The sequence below is a fragment of the Patescibacteria group bacterium genome (genome assembly GCA_041665345.1).
Taxonomy (GTDB): Bacteria; Patescibacteriota; Patescibacteriia; order PEXW01; family PEXW01; genus JBAYJA01.
In genome coordinates, this window is the sequence record JBAYJA010000001.1 from 160,056 (window position 1) to 180,778 (window position 20,723).

The 20,723-nt window shown below is 52.1% G+C and carries 26 protein-coding genes; 21 read left to right on the plus strand and 5 right to left on the minus strand.

From position 1 onward, the window contains the following. Positions 1-103: 103 nt before the first annotated feature. The 4 genes from WCV85_00795 to WCV85_00810 all read left to right on the plus strand — a co-directional run bounded on the left by WCV85_00795 (position 104) and on the right by WCV85_00810 (position 1,793). Positions 104-961: a cytochrome b5-like heme/steroid binding domain-containing protein gene (locus WCV85_00795; GenBank protein ID MFA6473392.1), complete on the plus strand. Its 858-nt coding sequence runs from the start codon at positions 104-106 to the stop codon at positions 959-961. A gap of 13 nt (positions 962-974) precedes the next feature. After that, positions 975-1,268, plus strand: a complete 294-nt coding sequence (locus WCV85_00800; protein MFA6473393.1) for a hypothetical protein — start codon at positions 975-977, stop codon at positions 1,266-1,268. 102 nt (positions 1,269-1,370) lie between these two features. Next, entirely contained in the window at positions 1,371-1,580 is a 210-nt protein-coding gene (locus WCV85_00805) for a hypothetical protein (protein MFA6473394.1), read from the plus strand. A gap of 3 nt (positions 1,581-1,583) precedes the next feature. After that, positions 1,584-1,793, plus strand: coding sequence for a hypothetical protein (locus tag WCV85_00810; protein MFA6473395.1), 210 nt, complete (start codon positions 1,584-1,586; stop codon positions 1,791-1,793). A gap of 365 nt (positions 1,794-2,158) precedes the next feature. On the opposite strand, the gene WCV85_00815 is transcribed toward WCV85_00810, so the two are convergent. Further along, positions 2,159-2,773, minus strand: coding sequence for a superoxide dismutase (locus tag WCV85_00815; GenBank protein MFA6473396.1), 615 nt, complete (start codon positions 2,771-2,773; stop codon positions 2,159-2,161). Between the two features lie 113 nt (positions 2,774-2,886). Between WCV85_00815 and WCV85_00820 the strand changes: the two genes are divergently transcribed. The 3 genes from WCV85_00820 (at position 2,887) to WCV85_00830 (ending at position 4,822) form a co-directional block, all read left to right on the plus strand. After that, on the plus strand, positions 2,887-3,549 hold the full coding sequence (locus tag WCV85_00820; GenBank protein ID MFA6473397.1) for a ferric reductase-like transmembrane domain-containing protein: 663 nt from the start codon (positions 2,887-2,889) through the stop codon (positions 3,547-3,549). A 21-nt stretch (positions 3,550-3,570) separates the two neighbouring features. Continuing rightward, a complete protein-coding gene (locus WCV85_00825; protein MFA6473398.1) occupies positions 3,571-3,990 on the plus strand; it encodes an NUDIX hydrolase in 420 nt (139 codons plus the stop codon). 208 nt (positions 3,991-4,198) lie between these two features. Beyond that, entirely contained in the window at positions 4,199-4,822 is a 624-nt protein-coding gene (locus WCV85_00830; GenBank protein MFA6473399.1) for a hypothetical protein, read from the plus strand. 149 nt (positions 4,823-4,971) lie between these two features. On the opposite strand, the gene WCV85_00835 is transcribed toward WCV85_00830, so the two are convergent. Further along, entirely contained in the window at positions 4,972-5,955 is a 984-nt protein-coding gene (locus WCV85_00835; GenBank protein ID MFA6473400.1) for a hypothetical protein, read from the minus strand. Between the two features lie 180 nt (positions 5,956-6,135). After that, the gene (locus WCV85_00840) at positions 6,136-6,567 is read right to left on the minus strand and encodes a hypothetical protein (protein MFA6473401.1); all 432 of its coding nucleotides are present in this window, start codon (positions 6,565-6,567) and stop codon (positions 6,136-6,138) included. A gap of 132 nt (positions 6,568-6,699) precedes the next feature. Here WCV85_00840 and WCV85_00845 point away from each other — a divergent pair, with 132 nt between their 5' ends. The 10 genes from WCV85_00845 to WCV85_00890 all read left to right on the plus strand — a co-directional run bounded on the left by WCV85_00845 (position 6,700) and on the right by WCV85_00890 (position 15,351). Next, complete coding sequence (locus tag WCV85_00845; protein ID MFA6473402.1) at positions 6,700-7,101, plus strand: hypothetical protein; 402 nt, start codon at positions 6,700-6,702, stop codon at positions 7,099-7,101. A 53-nt stretch (positions 7,102-7,154) separates the two neighbouring features. Further along, complete coding sequence (locus tag WCV85_00850; GenBank protein MFA6473403.1) at positions 7,155-7,583, plus strand: MarR family transcriptional regulator; 429 nt, start codon at positions 7,155-7,157, stop codon at positions 7,581-7,583. 11 nt (positions 7,584-7,594) lie between these two features. After that, a complete protein-coding gene (locus tag WCV85_00855; GenBank protein ID MFA6473404.1) occupies positions 7,595-8,515 on the plus strand; it encodes an ABC transporter ATP-binding protein in 921 nt (306 codons plus the stop codon). 25 nt (positions 8,516-8,540) lie between these two features. Next, positions 8,541-9,641, plus strand: coding sequence for an ABC transporter permease (locus WCV85_00860; GenBank protein ID MFA6473405.1), 1,101 nt, complete (start codon positions 8,541-8,543; stop codon positions 9,639-9,641). A 187-nt stretch (positions 9,642-9,828) separates the two neighbouring features. Next, positions 9,829-10,677, plus strand: coding sequence for a phosphodiester glycosidase family protein (locus WCV85_00865; protein MFA6473406.1), 849 nt, complete (start codon positions 9,829-9,831; stop codon positions 10,675-10,677). 41 nt (positions 10,678-10,718) lie between these two features. After that, positions 10,719-11,741 carry a hypothetical protein gene (locus WCV85_00870; GenBank protein MFA6473407.1) on the plus strand — a complete coding sequence of 341 codons (1,023 nt, stop codon included), beginning with the start codon at positions 10,719-10,721 and terminating at the stop codon, positions 11,739-11,741. Between the two features lie 347 nt (positions 11,742-12,088). Beyond that, positions 12,089-12,481: an Rrf2 family transcriptional regulator gene (locus WCV85_00875; protein ID MFA6473408.1), complete on the plus strand. Its 393-nt coding sequence runs from the start codon at positions 12,089-12,091 to the stop codon at positions 12,479-12,481. Between the two features lie 8 nt (positions 12,482-12,489). Beyond that, complete coding sequence (sufC, locus tag WCV85_00880; protein ID MFA6473409.1) at positions 12,490-13,224, plus strand: Fe-S cluster assembly ATPase SufC; 735 nt, start codon at positions 12,490-12,492, stop codon at positions 13,222-13,224. A 2-nt stretch (positions 13,225-13,226) separates the two neighbouring features. Further along, the gene (gene sufB, locus WCV85_00885) at positions 13,227-14,630 is read left to right on the plus strand and encodes a Fe-S cluster assembly protein SufB (protein ID MFA6473410.1); all 1,404 of its coding nucleotides are present in this window, start codon (positions 13,227-13,229) and stop codon (positions 14,628-14,630) included. A 1-nt stretch (position 14,631) separates the two neighbouring features. Continuing rightward, a complete protein-coding gene (locus tag WCV85_00890) occupies positions 14,632-15,351 on the plus strand; it encodes a SufD family Fe-S cluster assembly protein (protein MFA6473411.1) in 720 nt (239 codons plus the stop codon). Positions 15,352-15,383: 32 nt separating this feature from the next. Here WCV85_00890 and WCV85_00895 read toward each other — a convergent pair whose 3' ends face one another. Next, complete coding sequence (locus WCV85_00895; GenBank protein MFA6473412.1) at positions 15,384-15,881, minus strand: cytochrome; 498 nt, start codon at positions 15,879-15,881, stop codon at positions 15,384-15,386. A 175-nt stretch (positions 15,882-16,056) separates the two neighbouring features. Between WCV85_00895 and WCV85_00900 the strand changes: the two genes are divergently transcribed. Then, positions 16,057-16,548 (plus strand): ATP-binding protein, encoded by a 492-nt coding sequence (locus tag WCV85_00900; GenBank protein MFA6473413.1) that lies wholly within the window; start codon positions 16,057-16,059, stop codon positions 16,546-16,548. Positions 16,549-16,646: 98 nt separating this feature from the next. Here the strand turns inward: WCV85_00900 and WCV85_00905 are convergent, their stop codons facing one another. Next, positions 16,647-16,988 (minus strand): hypothetical protein, encoded by a 342-nt coding sequence (locus WCV85_00905; protein ID MFA6473414.1) that lies wholly within the window; start codon positions 16,986-16,988, stop codon positions 16,647-16,649. 407 nt (positions 16,989-17,395) lie between these two features. Between WCV85_00905 and WCV85_00910 the strand changes: the two genes are divergently transcribed. The 3 genes from WCV85_00910 (at position 17,396) to WCV85_00920 (ending at position 20,485) form a co-directional block, all read left to right on the plus strand. Continuing rightward, complete coding sequence (locus WCV85_00910; GenBank protein ID MFA6473415.1) at positions 17,396-18,628, plus strand: cysteine desulfurase; 1,233 nt, start codon at positions 17,396-17,398, stop codon at positions 18,626-18,628. Positions 18,629-19,217: 589 nt separating this feature from the next. Then, complete coding sequence (locus WCV85_00915) at positions 19,218-19,838, plus strand: hypothetical protein (GenBank protein ID MFA6473416.1); 621 nt, start codon at positions 19,218-19,220, stop codon at positions 19,836-19,838. An 83-nt stretch (positions 19,839-19,921) separates the two neighbouring features. Next, positions 19,922-20,485: a hypothetical protein gene (locus tag WCV85_00920; protein MFA6473417.1), complete on the plus strand. Its 564-nt coding sequence runs from the start codon at positions 19,922-19,924 to the stop codon at positions 20,483-20,485. Positions 20,486-20,723 lie beyond the last annotated feature (238 nt).

The window sequence follows — 20,723 nt, forward strand, 5'->3', positions numbered from 1 at the left end:
TTTGCGGGGGAAATTCGTTTTTGCACTCATTTTGCTGTTTGGGCATCCCTCGGGGTGCCCTCTTTTTTCAAAGTACATTCACAAGTTATGTTAGAATATGAATATGAAGGTAGAAAATTTTTTTGGCATAACCAGTATCATTGCCATTTTGGTGCTAGTTTCTGCATTTACCGCTTCGTACCGTGAGCAGAAGCAGCAATTGCAGCTACTGAACCATAACCCTAGCGTGCAAGTCCTGACGTCGAACGCGAACATTACCGGGACGAGTATTCTAGATACGGCAACCATAGGCCAGCACAGCACGGCAGGGGATTGCTGGTTGCTGATTCAGGGAAGTGTTTACGACGCCACTCAATACCTGCAATTACACCCGGGTGGCCAATCTATTGTTCTACCTTTTTGTGGTGCAGATGCAACCTCGGCGTTTCTGACAAAAGGTGGCCAAGGCTCACACTCGCGCACCGCTTTTACCCAGTTGGGTGCGCTATACCTGGGTCAGCTGAACGAGGTCATTGGAAACAGCAATACCAACAGCACCAACACGAACACCGTGAGTGCGGTGAACACCAACACCGTGACGGTGAATGCGAATACTTCGGCCAGTGTGCCACAACCAAGCAGCACGGTGGTTCTGAATACGGCGACAGTAGCGAAACATAATACTGCTACCGATTGCTGGCTCATCATTTCTGGGAAAGTCTACGCCGTCAGTGGCTACCTCAGTGCGCACCCGGGTGGTCGTTCCACCATTATTCCCTACTGTGGTCGGGATGCAACCCAGGCCTTTGCCACGCAAGGTGGGCAGGGTTCGCACTCCAACTTTGCCAGCCAGCAGCTCAGTGGTTTGGTCATTGGCACTGTGGGCAGCACGACCACAACCACAAAAGTGCAGCAAATTGTAACACCATCACCAACTTCGCCCACCACGAATGGGCAGGAAGAAGAAAACGATGATGACTAATACTTTTGTTTTCATGAAAAAGGTGCACCGGTACTTGGTGCTTGGCATCCTTGTGCTGGGTTTGGCAATGGCAATTACCGGACTGCTCCTGAAATTTCCAGTGATTGCTGCAGACTATCTAACGTTCGTTGACCAGGAGTACATCCGTTTCTTGCACAATAATCTCAGCACGTACTTTTCCGTCGTGTTTGTGCTCATGATATTCACTGGCATCTGGATGTACTTCTACCCAGATTGGGTAGCCAGGCGGCAACGACGGCAAAACGAGCACAATCATTTTCCGCAACCGGATTTGCGTAGACCCTAGCGGTGGTTATTGCTTTTTTGCATCTCACTCTGGCATCGCAGAGGGTTTTTTGACATTTAGGTTGTAGCTTGGTAGGGTCTGGTTATAACAAAGGAGAACAAAATGTTGAAAAAAGTATTCTTACTACTCGGACTCGTTGTCCTGACCAGTACCACAGCGCTTGCTCTTTTGCCAGGTGATAAACTTGTGGAACCCTATGTCTTTGATTGGCAAACCTTTACGCTGATTGTGGCTCTGGTAGGGCTCTGCATTTTTCTTTTCGTTATGAAGAGAAAGATAGGGAAGCGAAATACTGAAATTAAAAAGGAGTAGACCTTGAAAAAAGCATTCGTCTTTGTAGCAGGATTGTTGATGCTGAGTTTCACAACCGCGTTTACCCTGGTGGCGGGTGATTCACCCGCTTCACCGCCAGCCCAGTCTTCAGGATCGAGCTGGGGCGAAGCCATTGTTCTCGTTCCAGTCATTGGGCTCCTTCTTTTTTTCATCTTTACCAGACAAAAATCTGGAAAGCAGAAACAACCATGATCATTCACAAAAGCGCCCCTGAGTAATCAGCGGCGTTTTTTTGACACCCCAGGCCGAACTCGATAGGATGGATGTAACACAAAGGAGATCAAAATGTTAAAAACAGCACTTATTCTATTTGGGGTTCTTGGAGTGCCCATCCTTTTTGCTTTTTATATCTTGGACAATCCTGCGAGTCCGCTAGCACATTTTCTTGATTCCCTGCCATCTGATTGGGGAAGATCGCTGTTCCTTATAGCTATCGTGGGCCTCGGTATTTACTTCATCATAACTCATAGAAACGCCAGGAAGAAACAACCGTGATCATTCACAAAAGCGCCCCCTCGACACAGTCGGGGCGCTTTTTTCGTCGAATAAATTCGTGCTTACTTTGCCGCTGCAAATTTTTCTGCCACTGCAGTCCAGTTCACCACGTTCCACCAGGCTTTGATGTAGTCTGGCCGAACATTGCGGTACTTGAGGTAGTAGGCGTGTTCCCACACGTCCAGTGCCAGAATAGGTGTGTGACCCTGGGACAGGGGTGAATCTTGGTTGGCAGTTTTCTCCACCATGAGTTTGCCGTCAGCGACGCTCAGCCATGCCCAACCCGAGCCAAATTGCAGAGTCGCGGCTTCTTCAAAGGTCGCTACAAATGCGTCCCACCCGTCCAAATCTTTTTCAATAGCGGCCAGCAAATCGCCCGTGGGTTTGCCGCCGGCGTTAGGCCCCATGATTTCCCAGAAGAGGGCGTGGTTCACGTGGCCACCGCCGTGGTTCCGCACCGCAGGCCGGATGCTCTCAGGCACGGCGTCCAAGTTTTTCAGCATGTCTTCCACGCGTTTCTCAAACCATTCCGGAAACTTTTCCAAAGCGGCATTCAGCTTGGTGGTGTAGGTGACGTGATGCTTGTCATGGTGCAGGTGCATGGTTTCGGCATCGATGAACGGCTCCAACGCTTCGTAGGCGTAGGGGAGGGCTGGAGTTTGGAAGGGCGTGGGCATATGGTAATGGTTAGCGGAGAGTGTCTGTAGTAAAGGCGTGTTGGGCTGGATTGTCAACTCGTGCTTTTTTGGGCGGAGTTTTCGGGAGCGGGGAGTCATGGTACACTCGGGGTATGAAAAAAGCTTTACGCGTGGTCACGATGCTCGTCTGGCTGGCTATCGCCATTGCCCCAGCCTACGTTTTTTTCCAGGAACGGGACGGTTTGGTTTTTCTGGAAGGCCTAACCTTCACAGATGCCTGCCGAGAACTTTTCCCCTTAGTGGGTTTGTATGCCTTCACCCTGGTGTGGACCCAGGTGCTGTTGGGTTCGATGATGTCCAAGTGGACCAAGTGGGTGGGCTTGGGTTTTGCGCAGCACCGCGTGGTGGGGCCCACGGTCTTACTCTTCGCGCTTATCCATCCTGTCCTCCTGTTGGTGGGCGTGGGTTGGACTGACTACCTGAACCGTTCATACGTGGAGCCCACGCAGCAGGTCTTCATCTACTTTGGTTTGACGGCGCTCCTGCTGGTGCTGCTTACTGCCTTATCCGCCCTGCTTCGGACGCGCCCCTGGGTGCAGCGCTGGTGGCGGAAAGTGCACGTCTTCAACTACATCGTGTTTGCCAGCGCCTGGATTCACTCGTGGAATTTAGGCACCGATATTCAAAGTACCGGCTTACGTTTTCTGTGGATTGGCTTTGGGATCACCGGCGCCATTGCCATGACTGTCCGCGTGGTGCACCTCTGGCGCCGTCACCTGGCCGCGGCAGTTGACGTCCACCCCACGCAGCCGTAAGGTAGGAGGAACAATGTCCATTTGAAGAAAGGAGTAGGGATGATCACCGTCATCAATGCTTTTGCGGTTAGCAAAGGGAAGGTCTTGCTGGTTCAGAAAGGCGAGTTTTGGATTTTACCCGGTGGAAAATTGGAACCCGATGAAACCGACGGGGAAGGTTTGCACCGGGAATTCCATGAAGAGCTGCCGCTGGCAACGTTGCACATACAAGTTGCACTCGGTAAGGTTATAGGCCTCACTCCGGGAAGCGGCCAACGGGCTTGTGTCTACATCTACGGTTGCAGTGTTGAAGGTGACATTACTCCTGCGGCAGAGATTGCTACAGCTGGATGGTTTACCTTGCTGGAAGCACGACTGTTGCCACTTTCACCAATCACGCAGGCCATCCTTACTCAGCACGAATCGTTCCTTCTGGCTTCCAAACCCCTTACGAAATCGTGAGGGGTTTTTCTTCAACGCGCAGTGCGACAAAGCAGCCATTGACAAAAACTATGGCCAGCAGTAGGCTTTTTTGATGTTTGGCACCTTGAAAAAAGAACGTGGTCATAGCCATTAGATCCTCATCGGTGAGTAGCTAGTGGCTATGACCACTACAGTGGTGGTTTTTGGCAAACAACAACGGCACATGTGCCAAAACAAGGAGGAAGACATGTCTTCTTACTTAGAAGGTCAAACCCATCAGTTGATGGACAGACTTGAAGCAGAAGGCTTCAAACCTCATGACATCACGCTTCTTGGGCAGTCAACGCAACTGCCCGACATTCTCAAGGTACTTCACGGCCGCGCAAAGATCGTCCCGATTGCACCTAAGGAAGAAATTCCATTGGACACCATCGTCCACATTGTTCGTTCCATCAAGCCGGTCTACCCCGACTTTGTTAAAAAAGTCATGCATTCAGAGCTTGAGAAAACCGGTCCGCTTATATACGACATTGCCAGTGCAGTTTCGCTGTGGCTGCACGACAAGCAGAAGAACAGCGGTGTCGTCGACGGCAAAGTCATCTACGACTACCTCAAGCAGAACAACATGCTTGCGTCGTGCGGCAATCTGCAAGACGCTCTCGCAATCCAAAAGCTGGGCGTTGCTGCCTTTCAGAAAGCCTTCGGCAATAATGTCGTGTACTTCTGGAAGTCAGTCGTGCAGTACCGCGATGGCCGCCTGCTCGTCCCGTCCCTTTGTGTGGAGGGTGGCCAGGTCGCGTTGGGTTGGCGCTGGCTCCGCGATGACTGGCATGACGGCCGGCCCGCGGTTCGCTTCGCAAGTAGCAAATAGTCCTTAGGTTTTGGAACCTTTGGTCCTTGGTTTTAGCCCTTTGGACTAACATATAAAAACCCTGCATCTTCATTTCGTTACAAACGAATGATGAATGTGGGGTTTCTTTTTTTGTATAAAAAAGCCCCAACCGAAGTTGGGGCGGAATCCTACTGATTCAGGATTGTACTGGCGATAATGCGTGCGGCAACTGCTTTCGCTTGCAGTGCTTCAGGGCTAGGGGCGACCAGAATGACAAAGTCAAGTTGGGTGGACTGGCCAGGCGGAAGTTGCGGAACCATGGCGTACTGGTAGTACACGCAGTCGTAGTTTTGTTTGGTGAGTGGGAGGTTTTCCATATCACCATTGAAGATATCACGGGAGCTCCAGTGTCCAAAATTTCCAAATTCACCAATGCGACTTTGACTTTCGGTAAATGGGTTGGCAATGAACGATCCAATGACTCCAGGCGTAACCGTGCTGCCCCATGCTTGATCATACCCATCAACATCGTAGGTGTAGAGCAGCCCAGGAAATGCTCCAACCGCATCATCAAGCCGACCGGCGTCGGTGAAGCCATGTGATTCTCCAATATCAGCATCCAGGTACAGGCCAAGCGAGAGCGGGGAGAAGTTTTCCGTTCCGCAGTTCACCACGGTGAGCCGAAGGAAGAGGCAGCCGGTAAATAACGGCGCATCCGTGGTGCTGGTCCGCAGGGTGCAGAGAAACGTAGACCCATGCGACTGATCGTTGAGGATGGTTTCCGTTTGCTCCAACATGAACGACGTGAGTGTGTCATTCAGGATGAGCGGGGCACGGCGGAGGGAAACCGGTTTTTGCGTACCATCAGGTTGCACCACACCCATCAACTCATTTGTCGTTGAGGCGATGTACTCGTGATTTTTCGTCGCGCCGTTCAGGAGGAACCCGCACTCACCCAGGTAATTCCGGCCAGAACCCGCGGGCCATTCAAATGATGGGAGATCAAGGCCGGGGTAGCCACCAATGGCGCCCCAGGCGGCAACCGTTGTTCGGAAACCAGCGTGGTCGAGGATCGTTGGCGTTGGCGGCGTGGTATACCAGGCCAGTGCGGTTTGAAACAGGAGTGTGCTGAGAGCCAGCAAACGAAGGCAGAAATGGAATGAGCGTTTCATGCGATTTTCCTTTCTTGAGGGTTTTTGGTGTTCTCCACACTGTAGATGCAGGAAACCTCCGCGTCAAGCCATAAGGCACTGCAGGGCAGATTGAAAACTATCAGTGGAGGGTGTGGGACATTTGCACAAAAAAACGGCACACCAGAATAGGTGTGCCGAAAGTGACGCAGGCGGTGTTTGTTAGAGTGCCTGACTCGTTCGTAGGTGTAGGTACTTCACCATTTGCCGCAGGGCTACGGGGGTCAGCGCAGTTTCTTCAATAACAATTGCAGTGCCACACGGGAAGTTGATATGGTATTGCCCCCGGTGCGGGACAAAGCCAATGCCTGGGTGTGCCTGCATGATTTGCTTCCAGAAGTCGCTGCGCTCCAGGAGCAGGACAATGAGTTGCCGCCGGAGCTGGGTTTCCGGGTGAGACCAGGAGTACACTTTGGTTTGCCGGCGCGCCTGGAGAAAGGCAAAAATTGCCACACAGTCTGCTGTGGTCAGCCGACCTCTCATTTCCCCAAATGTCTCCAAGACAATTTTAATGGAACCCCTAGCAATATCTTCCATAATAAGGGCTGAGAGCGGGGTTGCCAAAAGTTGCTTTCGCTGTTTATTCTTGTTCACGTCCTCCCTCCAAAGAAAATTTCCGGTGTGGTAAAAGAGCTATCCTTTGCAATGCGATTCTGGCATGTGGCAGCCCTGGCGTCAACTGAGGGCTGGCCGCAGAGCGCTGATCTTTTGTGCTAAAGTATGGATATGCAGGACAGACCAGCCATTCCAACTCCCCATCCCCGCCCGCTCCGGCTGTTCTTTTTCTGGTCGGGTGTCATTGCCACAATTTGCTACCGGGCGATTATCTTTTTCAGTGACGCCAATCCCGCACTTTTGAAAGGCTCCTGGTACATTGGTACCGTCGGTTTTATTATTTACTTTGCCCACCGGTTCCAAATTGCCCAGCGGCGAAGTATGGTGCTCCAAAAATACAATCTCGCACAGAAAGTCCCTCAGCTTGCTGAGTTGTCAGCTGAAGAGCGGCAAGCCATGACCTACGTTTTTCAAACCCTGGGTTCCAGCCGAGAGAAGTGGAACTACATTCTCATCTTCGTTTCCTCGGGTGTCGCCTTGCTCGCTGGGGTGTACCTGGACTTCTTGCGGTAAAGGACTTGACCGGAATATATTAGCTGCTAAACTATGTAGCAGCGACCTTTTGTATGACCAATCTCCAATCACGCCAGCAACTCATTGAGCAATTCCAGGAAGGCATTCGGGCCATTGGCCGGAAACTCTGGAGTGGGGTTGGCCACACCTTGGCAAAATGCACGCTTCATCCGGGGCAGGCGCGTTTGCTCTACCTCATGCACCAGCAGGGCACAACAACCACCAAAGTGCTGGCTACCGTTCTGGGCACCACGCCCAGTGCGGCAACGCAGCTGGTGGAAAGCCTGGTACAGCTTGGCTTGGTTGCGCGGAAGGCTGATACACGGGACCGGCGGGTTGCTTGGCTCACCCTATCACCGAAAGGGAGGAAGACCTTTGCGACTTTCCACCGTGCGCACCTCCGCCGTCTCGCCAAGCTTTTGCAGCCGCTCACCAATGCAGAACTAGCGCAGTTCACTTCTCTCCAACGTAAACTCCTCTAACCTTTATGCACATGGCCGAGCATATTATCCAAGTACAGAATCTCAAGAAGCAGTATGGTGATTTTACTGCCGTTGACGGCATTTCCTTTACCGTTGAAAAAGGTGAGACGTTTGGGATTTTAGGTCCGAACGGGGCTGGGAAAACCACGACGCTGGAAATGATGGAAGGTTTGAAAGGCATCACGGGTGGTACGGTTCTCCTTGATGGGAAAGATGTGAGTAAGCTGACTCGGGAGGTTAAAGCGGTGATTGGTGTGCAACTCCAGTCCTCAGCTTTCTTTGACGGGCTAAACTTGAAAGAGTTGGTGGAAACTTTTGGCGCGTTGTACGGCAAAGAAGTTGATGCCATGAAATTACTTCGTGAGGTCCAGCTTGAGGAGAAATGGAAAAGTAAAGTAAAGGAGTTGTCTGGCGGGCAGAAGCAGCGGCTGTCCATTGCCGTGGCTTTGGTCAACCAACCCAAGGTGCTGTTCCTGGACGAACCAACCACGGGGTTGGATCCGCAAGCTCGGCGGAATTTGTGGGATTTGATTAACCAGATAAAAGGCCGCGGTGTCACCATTATCCTCACCACGCACTACATGGAAGAAGCCGAAGTGCTCTGCGACCGGATTGCAATTATGGATCATGCCAAGATCATGACGCTGGATACGCCGCACAACCTTCTGAAGCTCGCGGATGTTGGGACCACGGTGCAATGCAATGTGGATCGTGCGATTTCCGTGGAAACATTGGGGCAACTTCCGGAGATCTCCGGTGTGGAGGTGATGGACCATATGTTCACCTTTAAAACCAAGCAGCCAGAGAAAGCGTTGCCCGCGCTCTTTACCCTGGCGCAGCAGCAGGGGGTTGCTTTGCACGATGTGCAGGTGCACCAGGCGACGTTGGAAGATGTCTTCCTGAAGCTCACCGGACGGAAACTCCGCGAGTAAATCCCGCGACACTCACTCTACACCTATGACCATTCGCAAACTCACCATCGCTTCTCTAAAGATGTTCGTGCGGAATAAGCAGGCGCTGTTCTTCACCATTTTCATGCCCTTCATTTTCATTGGCATCTTTGGTCTCATTGGCTTTGACAAGCCACAGACCATTGATTTGGGCATTGTCACGGAGAACCCATCTCCAGCCACGCAGACGTTCGTAGATTCTTTAAACGACATTTCGGTTTTTAAAGTTCATAGCGGGACTGAGACGGGTGAACGTGCTGAACTGCAGAACGGGAAACGAGCGGTTGTGGTGCTGATCCCAGACAATCTTTTCCCAGACCCAAAGAGCAAAACAGTCCCAGCACCAAAGCAGGTCGTCATCTTGAAGAATGTAGCGTACGAGCAGCAGGGACAGACCGCCATTAGCATTCTGAACCAGCTCTTTGACAAGACCACGCTGCAGGTGACCAAGGCACCCACGCTCTTCAACCTCGATGTGCAATCCATCAACGCCAAGAAAGTGCGGTACATTGATTTCCTGCTCCCGGGCATTGTAGCTATGTCCATTATGCAAATGGCCGTCTTCTCCGTCGCCTTTGTGTTCACGGATTATAAAGAGAAGGGGATTCTGAAGCGCTTGCTGGCCACGCCCATGAAACCGCAGGATTTTGTAGCGTCCCAAGTTATCACTCGGTTGATTGTGGCCGTTGCTCAGTCTGCCATACTGCTGGCTGTGGGCGCGCTCATCTTCAAGTCGCATATTTACGGTAATCCACTGCTCATTTTGCTGACGGTACTCCTGGGGAGCATTATGTTCCTCGGTCTTGGTTTCACCATCTCCGGTCTGTCCAAAACCGTGGAGGCTGTGCCGGCAATCGCAAACATCATTATCTTCCCCATGCTTTTCCTCTCTGGGATTTTCTTTCCCACCACCAGCATGCCGGGCTGGTTGCAGCATGTGGTGGAGTACCTACCATTGCAACCTTTTGCCAATGCGTTGCGATCTATTGTGGGGGAAGGCGCGAGTTTCAACGCTATCAAAGGTGACCTGGCGTGGGTCTTTGGCTGGGCCGTGGTTCTGGTCGTGCTCGCTGTGGTCACCTTCCGCTTTGAGGAAAAACGAGTGTAGGGGAGAAGCCATAAAGCCATAGAGCCGTAAGCCATAGGCCGTAAACTAGGGAGTCAGCTATAATACCGCTCCGAAGATTCGACGGGGTCGAATGTCGGAGCTCCAAGTGCGTTAGACGAATCGAGGGGTAGAGACTATGTGGTTGTTGTTCCAGAGCGGCTTTTCCTCATGCTATACTCTTTTGCATATGAAACAACGAATGCTTGGTTTTATTGTGTTAGGATTTTTGCTTGGTATTGTGAGCATGCCGCAGCTGAGTTTTGCAGCGTCCGATCGCATCGTGCATTCCAATTCTTCTTGGCGAAAGTATACTGACCTCGTTACCTCCCGTGGCAAGTTTACGGTCCAGGTGGTTGCCGTCAATTTGCAGAACCCAAAACTTCGGATCGCCACCCTGACGAATACGAAAGGGGACTGCAAAGACAACTGTCCGGTAGCCCCGCTCATCAAGTACGTCCAACGGCTCCAAGGTTTTGCAGGTATTAACGGCACGTACTTCTGTCCAGCAGACTACGCCGCTTGCCGGAATCAAGACGGTTCCTACTTTTGGATGGTCTACAATTCCATTCACGGGACCTTTGTGAACCAAACCCAGAATAAATTTAACCATGGTCCGTTACTCGCTTTTGATACCGAGAACCACTGGCACTTCTGGCGGGAAGCGAAAGACTGGCCCGGGCTAGCCGGGTTTGAAGCGCAGTACGATACCAGGTTGACGGCGCTCATCTCCAATGGCCCTGCATTGGTCATCAATAAGCAGGTAGTAGTGACTGCAAGTGAATTAGATAGTAAGCAGCGCACAGTGAAGAGCGCACGAAGTGCTATCGCTTTGAAAGGTCGCAACATTTACTTCTTGGTTGGCAGCAGCGCGACAGTCCTGGACATGGGTGCCATTGCTGCTGCGTTCAATATGGAGTACGCCATAAACCTGGACGGCGGCGGTTCATCCGCCTTGGTCTTTGATAACCAGTACCGCGTGGGACCGGGGCGAAATATCCCGAATGCCATTGTGCTGACGGAAAATCCTGTCCGCTAAGCACATTGCTCCAGGTGGGATGAAAGTGGTATAGTATGCCCATGAAGAAAGCCTTCCTCCTTGCCGTCTGTGCCCTTGCGTTGAGCGTGGGCGTTGCAGCATGTGGGAAGCAGCCGGTGGCAAACACCAATGCAAATCAAAACGCAAACGGGAATGAGAACGTGAATGCCGAATTGCCAAATGTGAATGGCGATGCAAATGCGAACGCGAATATCGACCTGAACACGAATGCGAACACCAATGTCAATACAGATACGGATTTTGACGATGACGGGCTTACCAACGACCAAGAGCGGGAGTACAAGACCGACCCGTTGAACCCCGACTCTGATGGCGATGGGTATACGGATGGCGATGAAGTGCGTACTGGATACGATCCAACCAAAATCCCCTCTGAAGATCCAAAGGTCATTAGCCAGCTCCGGCCGGTGAATACCCCCGGGGTACCCGCGCCCATTGTGCGGAATGTGCCGTTGAAGGCGGTGCAGAGTTTTCCCTTCCGGGTCCGGCGGGATGAAGGCGGGGTGACGTTACGATTAGAGTCGCGGACTGCACTTCCGAATGCCAATTTCGTGATGGATTTTGCGGGAGGTGAAGACAACCATGGACCGAGTTACGCTTTAGATGGACGCTACAATATCCTCCGCGGAGGTTATGATAAAGGGAAAGTGTGGGGCGTCTTGAAGGACTTCACGAAAGGCGCACACTTTGCAGCCACGGCAAACATTTCTGGAACCATGACGGTCTACCCAGCGCCAACGCCGCCATTTTCCATTAGCGGAACTGGTGAAGGTGGCGTGGAGGATGCTGCGCTGACCTACGATAATCAACTCATTGCGGATTTTCCAAAGAGCGGCTCCTACATTTTTGAACTTGGGATAACCAAAGGGAAGATGAAGATATCAATGGAGAATACCAACCTGACGGTTGGGGACAAAGTGTACCAGGCGTATGAGGCAATTAGTAGTACGAGAATAAAAGCTGACGTAACCGAAGGTCTGCATATTATCAACCTCCAGGCAATTGGATTGACTAGCTGGTCGTTGCGCGTGTCGAAAGGATAGTGAGGGGAGAGCCGTAAGCTATAGAGCTATAAGCTGTAAGCCTTTTTTCTTGTTATTGCGAGCTCCAGTAGGAGCGTGGCCTGTCTGCCGACGAGGCAGGCAATCTTGCGGTAATACGGAACCAAGAAGACTGACCGTGCTCTTTTTTCGCGCCTGGTTTATATAATAATGTCTCCTCGGTAAGGGTTACCACCCCCTACCCCCTCCTTATGCAAGGAGGGGACAAGTTTGCGGTTCATCCCAAACCCCACCTTCTAATTCCACTCGCCGCTACACCCAAACCCTCAACCCTGTTCGTAACAGGGTTGACGGGATGAGCGGGAACTCCTATCCTGTATGTACGAGTTATGGCGCTTTTTTCTACCCGAACTGACTACGCACTAGTGCTCCTCACTGCATTGGCACGCGAGGACGGTTTTGCGTCCCTGCGGGTGATTGCCAAACGGCATCGCTTACCCTACCGCTACGTCAGCCGATTAGCTGGGTCTTTGAAGCGGGCAAAAATTTTGAAAAGTCGGGAAGGGGTGTTGGGTGGGTACGCCCTGGCCAGGCCAGCCAAGAGTATTCGGGTAGCGGAAATTATTGAGCTCTTTGAAGGAAATTTTGGTCCTGTCCGGTGCATTCACTCGCCCGGTTCGTGTCCATTGGCCAAGGAGTGCACGTTGAAGCCACACTGGAAAGCAATGCACCAGCAGCTGATTGCCACGCTGCAGAAGTACACCATCGCGGATTTCGCCTAGGCGCGGCTATGGCGCTCGTCGTCACCAAACTCCGTGCCGGGGTGGAGGGTCGGGAGATTCTCCGCGATTTGTCGTTGACCATTCCCAGCGGGGAAGTGCACGCGCTCATGGGTCCTAATGGTTCTGGCAAATCGACCCTGGCAAATGTGCTCATGGGTCACCCAGGCTACACCCAAGCCGGCGGTATCATTGCGCTGGATGGAGTGTTACTCCAGGAGCTGAGCGCCGAAGAGCGTGCCAAGGCCGGACTTTTCCTCTCCTTTCAATACCCAGTAGAAATTCCGGGGGTGTCGTTTCTGCATTTGCTCCGTACAGCGTACGCTGCTTTGCATGGGGAAGGGATGTCAGCGGTGGAATTGCGGAAGCGAGCAGAAGCAGCCATGGAAGCCCTGGGTATGCCCGCGGCATTTTTGAAGCGGAGTGTGAACGAAGGTTTTTCGGGTGGAGAGAAGAAGCGCGCGGAAATTGTGCAGCTGGCTGTGCTGCAACCCAAGTACGCAATTTTAGACGAAACTGACTCTGGTCTGGATGTGGATGCTTTACGGACGGTGGCCGCCGGAGTAGAAAAGTTACGGGGGAGCATGGGGGTCTTGGTCATCACCCACTACTCCCGCATTTTGACGCACCTGAAACCCGACGCAGTGCACGTGATGGCGGACGGGCAGATTGTCCAAAGTGGCGGACCAGACCTGGCGCAGACCATTGAGCGGGAGGGGTATGAAAAGTACGTGCCCAAGACCTAACCATGAGTACCGCGCCAACCTTTACCGACGTCGCTAGCCAGCAACTGGCGCCCAACGCGACTGACAAGTACACGTACCTTAGCGAACCCGGCCTGTCCATACGGACTGTGGAGGCGATTTCCCATTTGAAAAATGAACCCGCCTGGATGCTGGAGATTCGGAAGCGCGCCTTGGCGACGTTCAACGCAAAAAACCTTCCCGCCTGGGGTGGACACTTAGCCGATTTAGATTTTCAAGCCATCCACTACTACATGCGGCCAACAGATGGGGTAGTGGGGAAGTGGGCCGACGTCCCCGCAGACATTCGGAAAACCTACCAAGCGCTAGGCATTCCCCAAGCGGAGCAGAAGTACTTAGCCGGGGTGATGGCGCAGTATGAGTCCGAAGCCGTGTACCACTCTTTGCGAACAAACCTTTCGGAAAAAGGTGTCATCTTTTTGGACATGGATACTGCGCTACGTGAACATCCGGACATTGTCCGGCAGTACTTTGGGACGGTGGTCCCGGCGGGGGATAACAAGTTTTCCGCTTTGAACACTGCCGTGTGGAGCGGCGGCAGTTTTGTCTACATACCCAAAGGTGTGAAGGTAGATATTCCACTGCAAGCGTACTTCCGCATCAATGCAGAGCGGGTTGGGCAGTTCGAGCGTACGTTGATTATTGCGGAGGAGGGGAGTTCGGTGCACTACGTGGAGGGTTGCACTGCACCGGTGTACGCTGCGGACAGTTTGCATAGCGCAGTGGTGGAAATTATTGTGAAACGGGGCGCACGCGTGCGATATACCACGGTGCAGAACTGGTCCAAGAATGTGTACAACCTGGTCACCAAGCGCGCCTTTGCGTACGAAGAGGCGACCATGGAATGGATTGATGGCAACCTGGGCTCCAAGCTCACCATGAAGTACCCCAGTATTTACTTGCTTGGCGAAGGTGCCAAAGGAGACGTTCTCTCTATTGCTTTTGCCGCTGATGGGCAGCATCAAGACGCTGGCGGGAAAGCTATCCATGGCGCACCAAATACCAGCTCCACCATCATTTCCAAATCCATTGCAAAAGGCAAAGGCCGCACCAGCTACCGCGGCATGATTCGCGTCCCCGTCGGCATGCGCGGGTGCAAATCTTCTGTGGTGTGCGATGCTTTGCTTTTGGATGAGCATTCTCGATCTGACACTTACCCAACCATGGATATTCGAGAATCGGACACGGCAATTTCGCACGAAGCCAGTGTGGGGAAGATTGGCGAAGAGCAACTCTTCTACTTACAATCCCGAGGCATTCCGGAAAATGTTGGACGGAGTTTGATTGTCCAAGGGTTCATTGAACCCATTGCCAAGGAACTTCCCCTGGAGTACGCCGTGGAACTTAATCGGCTTATCCAGATGGAGATGGATGGGAGTGTTGGTTAGTATGTCAGATACCCTACTCATCAAAGCAGGAGAAAGCATTTCCCGCATTGTGCCGCTGGTGGCGGGGGAAAAAGTTTTGACCATTGTGGTCGCCGAAAGTGCCGCCTTGGTACTCTCTCTACCAGGTGCAGTGGCAAATGGTGAAACGGCAAAGTGGCGCATTGAAGCGAAGGTTGGGAAGGACGCACAGCTCCACTGCATCACCTCACTTCTCCACGGCGCGGCAGTTGAAGTGGAAATCGTTATTCACCTCATGCAACCAGGAGCCGCTGCAAAAGTCACGGCTATGGCGCACTGCCGAGAAATGGAAACGCAAGTGTTCAATGTAACCATGCACCACCAGGCGCCGCACACCACCGGTGACATTGCCATTCGGGGGGTGGCCGAAGGGAAATCCAAAGCTACATTTTCTGGTTTAATAAAAATTGATCCAGTGGCGCAGCAGACCAAAAGCTACTTTCGGGATGATGTATTACTTTTGGATCAAGCGTTTGCTCGGTCACTTCCAACCTTGGAAATTGAAGCCAACGACGTGCGCGCCTCGCATGGATCCACCACCAGCCGGATCAATGCGGACCAACTTTTCTACTTGCAAAGCCGAGGGTTGGATGTGCTAACGGCTCGGCGGATGATCGTCAACGGCTTTGTGGCGCCAGTGCTGCAGCGCGTGCCAGAGGCTTTTTGCACGCCTTTTCAGGTGGTGACTGAAATTGGAATATAAAAAAGCAGGCCTGGAGTTAGCCTGCTGTAGGATTACGAGAGTTCTATTTGCAACGCGGCTCGTGCGTCACGCGGGGTTCTTGCAGTACGGACGGTGCCCTTGAGTATTTTTTGGAAGAAGTTGAGAGCTTCGTCGGTAGGCCTAAGCAAAATGACTGGTACACCAGCCTTTATTGCGAAGCACACCTCTGAAGCCGTGCCTGGGCACATGCCGACCACCAAGATGACCTTGCAGGAAAAGGCGTTGATGAGGTTACGCCCTTCGCCAAAAGTCGTGATGATGGGGATGTCAACGTACTCTGAAATGGGATGCGTTTCTGAAGGGAGTTTATGGGGTAAGATGCCAATCGTCATCCCACCTCTTTCTCGTGCACCCTTGCAGGCAGCATCCATAACCCCGTGCGCCACTCCACCGGTGAGGAGGATGCACCCGAGTTCAGCAACAATTGTGCCTAGCGCATGTGCGTCAGCTTGCTCTTCTTGCGTCGCGCTCCTTCCAGGTCCCATAATTCCAATGATCGGTTTTTGCATTTTGTCCTCCAAGTGTTTTGTACTCTTTTGCTTTTTTAGTGAATGAAGGTGCAGGATAGCAGTGTCATCGCGTGAGGTCAAACCTGGTAAAAAAGCCCCGGTTCTCGCTAGCTTTGACGGCTGGCGAGACAAGGAGTAGGTTGGAGTCAAAGAGCTATTTTTCAAGGAGGTACTCATGGGAGTCCCAAAATCTCTTGCAGCACACGCGCTTGTCCTGGGGGAAATGCCTGAGCCCGCGGTTCGGCCAACGTATGCCACAATCACGCAGTGGCACTGGCACCTGCCGTCAGCTCCTCAGCGCATTGCAGAGATCGTCGAACAAGTGGAAGCAACCCTGCAGAAGTTGCCTTTTGACACTTGGGCGATGAGCGATTTTGTCATCGCGGTTTCTGAACTCATTCAAAATGCTTTTCTGCACGCACCCGCGAATACGGAAACGCAGATTGAGGTGAGCGTGCTGTACGTCCCTACCGTTGGGGTGTTTGTGGGAGTCAGTGACGCGCTGGGCCCGGTTCCCCCAGAGGTCTTCACCCAGGATTTGCAGACGATGGATAGGATGGCAGAGCACGGCCGTGGCTTCCCCATCATGCGTACCTTTTCCTCGCTCCTGTTTTATAACCCGCACGGAGAGTGGAAGGAAATTATTTTAGGCCTTGCGCAAACGTAAAGTCATGAAGAGTACCGGTTGTCATCAGTGACGGCCGGTTTTTTGTAAATGAAAAGCCCTTCGGAAAGGAAGGGCCTGAAGAGCGTAGGATGAGCGAGCTAGCAGCTAAAAGTTGCATCCGCAAAAGTCAGATTTGCCTCGGCCAGGCGGGGCGTCAGGAAGGTAGCCAGCAGCTGGCGGAAAGTCGCTTGTTGCTTTTCGTCCAAGGGATTGTACAGTGCGCCCAATTCGACGCTGTGCTGCTCGTTGAAGTCGTAGCACTGCTGCCGGACAAACGCATCAAGGTTATCTTGGACGGTTCCTTTGGAGCGCCAAATTTTTCTGATGCTTGCGGCTAGGATAGGGACTACCATGGGAGTTCGCACCGTTACCTTGTAGGTTATTTCCCGCACCTTTGGGTTTGGCGTAATTGGCCGGACGGTCATCATTTTTGTCGTCATGCAAGCGCCCAAGGAAATGAAGGAATTATCTCTCCATGTCTTGTCTGAAACTTGAGTTTTTTTCTTGTATGTACGAATGAATTCACCACTCTGATTGAATTGGGCCGTGTTTGCTGGGGCCACTTCAGGGTCGAGGGTAGTAAAAAAACATACAAGAAAACCAAATAAACTGGCTACACACACGCTAAGCGCGATTGGCGTAATCAGACTCTCCTTCAGGCACATTGCTATGAACAATCCACCGAAAGCACAAAGGAACACCCATTGTGCTTGCCAAATTCTGTGAAATAGCATTTTTCCTCCTATATTTTTAGGTTTTTTCAATTCCGCTGAACCTATCTTAAGGCTAAACCCTTATTTGTCAAGAGAGTTGCCAGTCCTGGATTATTCGCTACACTACTACCAGTATGTCTGATCTTACTGCACTTCACCAAGATTTTCCCATCCTTTCCCGTGTCATCAACGGCAAGCCTTTGGTCTACTTGGATTCCGCCGCAACCTCGCAGCGGCCAGAAGCTGTGCTGAAGGCAATGGACGATCTGCAGCGCCACCACAACGCCAACGTGCACCGCGGCATTTACCAACTTTCCGAAGAAGCCACGGCTTTGTACGAAGGCAGCCGGGAGCGGATTGCCAAGTTCATCAACGCCAAGAGCACGCAGGAAATAATCTTCACCCGAAATGCCACCGAATCCATCAACTTGGTGGCCTTAAGCTGGGCACGCCAAAACCTAAAGACTGGGGATGAAGTGCTGACCACGGAAATGGAACACCACTCCAACATCGTGCCCTGGCAAATGCTGGCCAAGGAGCAGGGGATTGTTCTCAAATTTTTGCCAGCATTACCTGAGGCAGGAATTTTGGATATGGCCAGCCTGGATAGCCTACTCTCAGCAAAAACCAAGCTCGTCTGCGTTGGGCACATGTCAAACTTGCTGGGCACCGTCAATCCAATTAAAGAAATTGTGCAAAAGGCGCATGCCGTGGGCGCGAAAGTTTTGGTGGATGGTTGCCAGTCTGCGCCGCACATGCCCGTGGATGTCCAAGATCTTGGTTGTGATTTTTATGCGTTCTCCGGGCATAAAATGCTGGGCCCTTCTGGCATTGGCGTGCTGTGGGCACGGCAGGAAATAATGGAAAAGACGGAGCCAATTTTGGGCGGCGGGGACATGATTAAAGAAGTGACGAAAGAAGCGTCCACGTGGAATGATTTACCTTGGAAATTTGAAGCCGGGACACCGAACATTGTGGGCGTAGTGGGATTAGGCGCGGCTGTGGATTACCTTACGGAAATCGGTATGCAAAATGTTTGGCAGCATGAGCAGGACATAGCTGCGTACGTTTTACCGAAGCTTACGGCCATTGCCGGCGTTCGATTATTTGGCATTTCGCAACCAGACCCAAATCGCGGTGCTGCATTTTCTATTTGGATTGACGGCATGCACCCGCACGACATTGCCAGCATTTTTGACGAGCGGGGGATTGCCATCCGCGCCGGCCACATGTGCGCCCAACCCATGCTCGCCCGCTTGGGCAAACCCGCAGCAGCCCGGGCAAGTTTCTACCTGTACAACACCAAGGAAGAGGCTGATGCGTACTTGAACGCTATTGAAGATGCGAAGAAGGTGTTTGGAATGTAGAGGGAAGCCGCTCCGACGATTCGACGGGGTCGAATATCGGAGCCCCGACATCTCGCAAAGCGAGATCGTCGGGGTAAGCCGTAAAGCTGTAGGCCGTAAGCCAAGACCATCAAAACATCCAGAGCGGCTTTTCTAAGCCGCGGTGGTTATTTATTTCACAGAGCAGCAGAAATTTTGGTTCTCTAAAATACTTGGTTCGTGCAGACATAGTCCACCCGGTAAGGATTACCTCCCCGAACCCCTCCTTCGAAAGGAGGGGACGTGTTAGTGGTGGGATCCCAGCTCCGCCGGACGTGCTGGCACGTTGGTGGGGGAAAAATTTTGTGGGTAGTCCAAAGCCCTCGCTTTGGGTATTTGTTATGCAGTTTGAATGGGGACGTGGGTAGGTGAGGTCCCCCGCCTGCATCGCTTCTACGATTACGGCGGACAGGCTTGACCTCGCCTCACGGAGAACGCCCGGGTCAAGGGACCCGGGCTACCCATTTTTATTGACGTTTGTTCATGCTCGCACTATTCGTCCTTGACGGGACGCTTTTGATTGTGTAGATTCATGTGAATGCTCGTTGAAAATTTGTAAGGAAGGTATGGCGTGGAAAGTGGTTTTTTCTTTGGCTGGAATGCAGCGACTGTTGGTTTCATTGGGCTACTCTCGTGCACCGTCATTGAGGTATGGGGGTTGCTCCTGCAGGCGAAAACGATTTGGCGAAATCAGTCCGTACAGTCATTGTCTGTGTACATGTTGGGCTACCAGTTCATCTTTCTCATTATTGGGCTGGTGTACGGGTTTGCCATCGCGGATATTGGTGTAACCATCAACTCATTTTTGCTGGCTTTGTGCATGGCCATCATTCTCTGGGGTGTGCAGCTATTCCGAGGTTTTAGTGTAGGAGAAATTTTGTACCTCGCGGGTCTCATCGTCATACTTGTTGGTGTTACGTTACTGCCGCAGAAGGATATTTCCTTCTTCGTTTGCTCTATCGGTAGCATCCTCACCTTCTTTGCTCAACCGTACAAGATTTGGCGATGCAAGGATGCAGGTGTCGTAGAGGTGAAGCTGCTCTGGGTACTTTTCATCAGCACCGTGTTTTGGACGCTCTACGCATATGGAACCGATAACTGGGTGCTGAAAATCACTAGCCCAAGCTTCTTAGTTGTCTTGGGTCTTACTATTGGTATCTGGATTCGGTATCGCAATCCAAAGTACCGGTAGACGATGTACTACTGTTCCGTCATGTAACGGTACTACCGCGATCCCGACGGTTTCGGGTAAAACATGAACAATGGAGGTGTGCGATGAGTAATCGCATGTCTGCTGGTTGGCGACCGGACGCCCCGTCACCTGATCAGCTCAAAGAGTTCTACGCGCAGATTGCGTCTGGGCGAATCACCGCTGTTCGGTTACAGCGATTGCTAGCGGAGAAGGTTTATCAGTTTACCGTTGACGGCACTGAACCAAGTATGGATGAGCTGTTATCCAATGGTTTACAAAGCCCTCACTATCTTGGGTATACTTGTCCTTCTGCATTTCGGAAAGAGTGGGGGAAGGTTAGGGTTACCGCAATCCTGCATGAACCCAAGCGGCAGACGACGCTGCAAAGGCAGCGCGAGGAGTGCGAGGACTTAGGGCTGCCTGAACTTGATCTGGCAATGAGCGTACAATTTTTTAAGAGTTTTCGACATCAACTGCGAAAGGGGTTAGTGATTTGCCAGTGTCAAGGAGTCGGAAGTCACGCTGGTAATGACTATCAGTGTATTGTGCAGAAGAACGAAGGGTTGATGGTCATTCAGTCAACAAGTCTCGGAGTGGATTTTCCTCAGGGAGCAAGATTTGTTCGCCTCCTGGCATTATCCCTCTAAAGGATAAGTAGAATAGTATATTTTCCGCATCAACAAACGTTGGTGCGGTTTTTTATACTTGTGCATTTGGTTCGGGCCAAAGCGAGGGCTTTGGCCTACCCACGGGTGTGGCGCGTTAAGTAGACGCCCGGGTCAAACCTGCCTCGCCGGCGGGCGGGGGATCCGGGCTACTCATCTGCGTACCCTAGAAAGGGCGCTCTGGGGGTGGTAAGGTAGGAGAGTCCCTTCATGGCCTCCT

What these genes read in the sequence shown, in the direction of transcription:
- WCV85_00795 (MFA6473392.1), top strand. Translation starts at nt 104, where the DNA reads ATGAAGGTAGAAAATTTTTTTGGCATAACCAGTATCATTGCCATTTTG.
- WCV85_00805 (MFA6473394.1), top strand. Translation starts at nt 1,371, where the DNA reads ATGTTGAAAAAAGTATTCTTACTACTCGGACTCGTTGTCCTGACCAGT.
- WCV85_00800 (MFA6473393.1), top strand. Translation starts at nt 975, where the DNA reads ATGAAAAAGGTGCACCGGTACTTGGTGCTTGGCATCCTTGTGCTGGGT.
- WCV85_00860 (MFA6473405.1), top strand. Translation starts at nt 8,541, where the DNA reads ATGACCATTCGCAAACTCACCATCGCTTCTCTAAAGATGTTCGTGCGG.
- WCV85_00920 (MFA6473417.1), top strand. Translation starts at nt 19,922, where the DNA reads ATGAGTAATCGCATGTCTGCTGGTTGGCGACCGGACGCCCCGTCACCT.
- WCV85_00905 (MFA6473414.1), bottom strand. Translation starts at nt 16,988, where the DNA reads ATGACGACAAAAATGATGACCGTCCGGCCAATTACGCCAAACCCAAAG.
- WCV85_00895 (MFA6473412.1), bottom strand. Translation starts at nt 15,881, where the DNA reads ATGCAAAAACCGATCATTGGAATTATGGGACCTGGAAGGAGCGCGACG.
- WCV85_00850 (MFA6473403.1), top strand. Translation starts at nt 7,155, where the DNA reads ATGACCAATCTCCAATCACGCCAGCAACTCATTGAGCAATTCCAGGAA.
- WCV85_00865 (MFA6473406.1), top strand. Translation starts at nt 9,829, where the DNA reads ATGAAACAACGAATGCTTGGTTTTATTGTGTTAGGATTTTTGCTTGGT.
- sufB (MFA6473410.1), top strand. Translation starts at nt 13,227, where the DNA reads ATGAGTACCGCGCCAACCTTTACCGACGTCGCTAGCCAGCAACTGGCG.
- WCV85_00815 (MFA6473396.1), bottom strand. Translation starts at nt 2,773, where the DNA reads ATGCCCACGCCCTTCCAAACTCCAGCCCTCCCCTACGCCTACGAAGCG.
- WCV85_00875 (MFA6473408.1), top strand. Translation starts at nt 12,089, where the DNA reads ATGGCGCTTTTTTCTACCCGAACTGACTACGCACTAGTGCTCCTCACT.
- WCV85_00820 (MFA6473397.1), top strand. Translation starts at nt 2,887, where the DNA reads ATGAAAAAAGCTTTACGCGTGGTCACGATGCTCGTCTGGCTGGCTATC.
- WCV85_00835 (MFA6473400.1), bottom strand. Translation starts at nt 5,955, where the DNA reads ATGAAACGCTCATTCCATTTCTGCCTTCGTTTGCTGGCTCTCAGCACA.
- sufC (MFA6473409.1), top strand. Translation starts at nt 12,490, where the DNA reads ATGGCGCTCGTCGTCACCAAACTCCGTGCCGGGGTGGAGGGTCGGGAG.
- WCV85_00870 (MFA6473407.1), top strand. Translation starts at nt 10,719, where the DNA reads ATGAAGAAAGCCTTCCTCCTTGCCGTCTGTGCCCTTGCGTTGAGCGTG.
- WCV85_00855 (MFA6473404.1), top strand. Translation starts at nt 7,595, where the DNA reads ATGGCCGAGCATATTATCCAAGTACAGAATCTCAAGAAGCAGTATGGT.
- WCV85_00845 (MFA6473402.1), top strand. Translation starts at nt 6,700, where the DNA reads ATGCAGGACAGACCAGCCATTCCAACTCCCCATCCCCGCCCGCTCCGG.
- WCV85_00910 (MFA6473415.1), top strand. Translation starts at nt 17,396, where the DNA reads ATGTCTGATCTTACTGCACTTCACCAAGATTTTCCCATCCTTTCCCGT.
- WCV85_00890 (MFA6473411.1), top strand. Translation starts at nt 14,632, where the DNA reads ATGTCAGATACCCTACTCATCAAAGCAGGAGAAAGCATTTCCCGCATT.
- WCV85_00900 (MFA6473413.1), top strand. Translation starts at nt 16,057, where the DNA reads ATGGGAGTCCCAAAATCTCTTGCAGCACACGCGCTTGTCCTGGGGGAA.
- WCV85_00830 (MFA6473399.1), top strand. Translation starts at nt 4,199, where the DNA reads ATGTCTTCTTACTTAGAAGGTCAAACCCATCAGTTGATGGACAGACTT.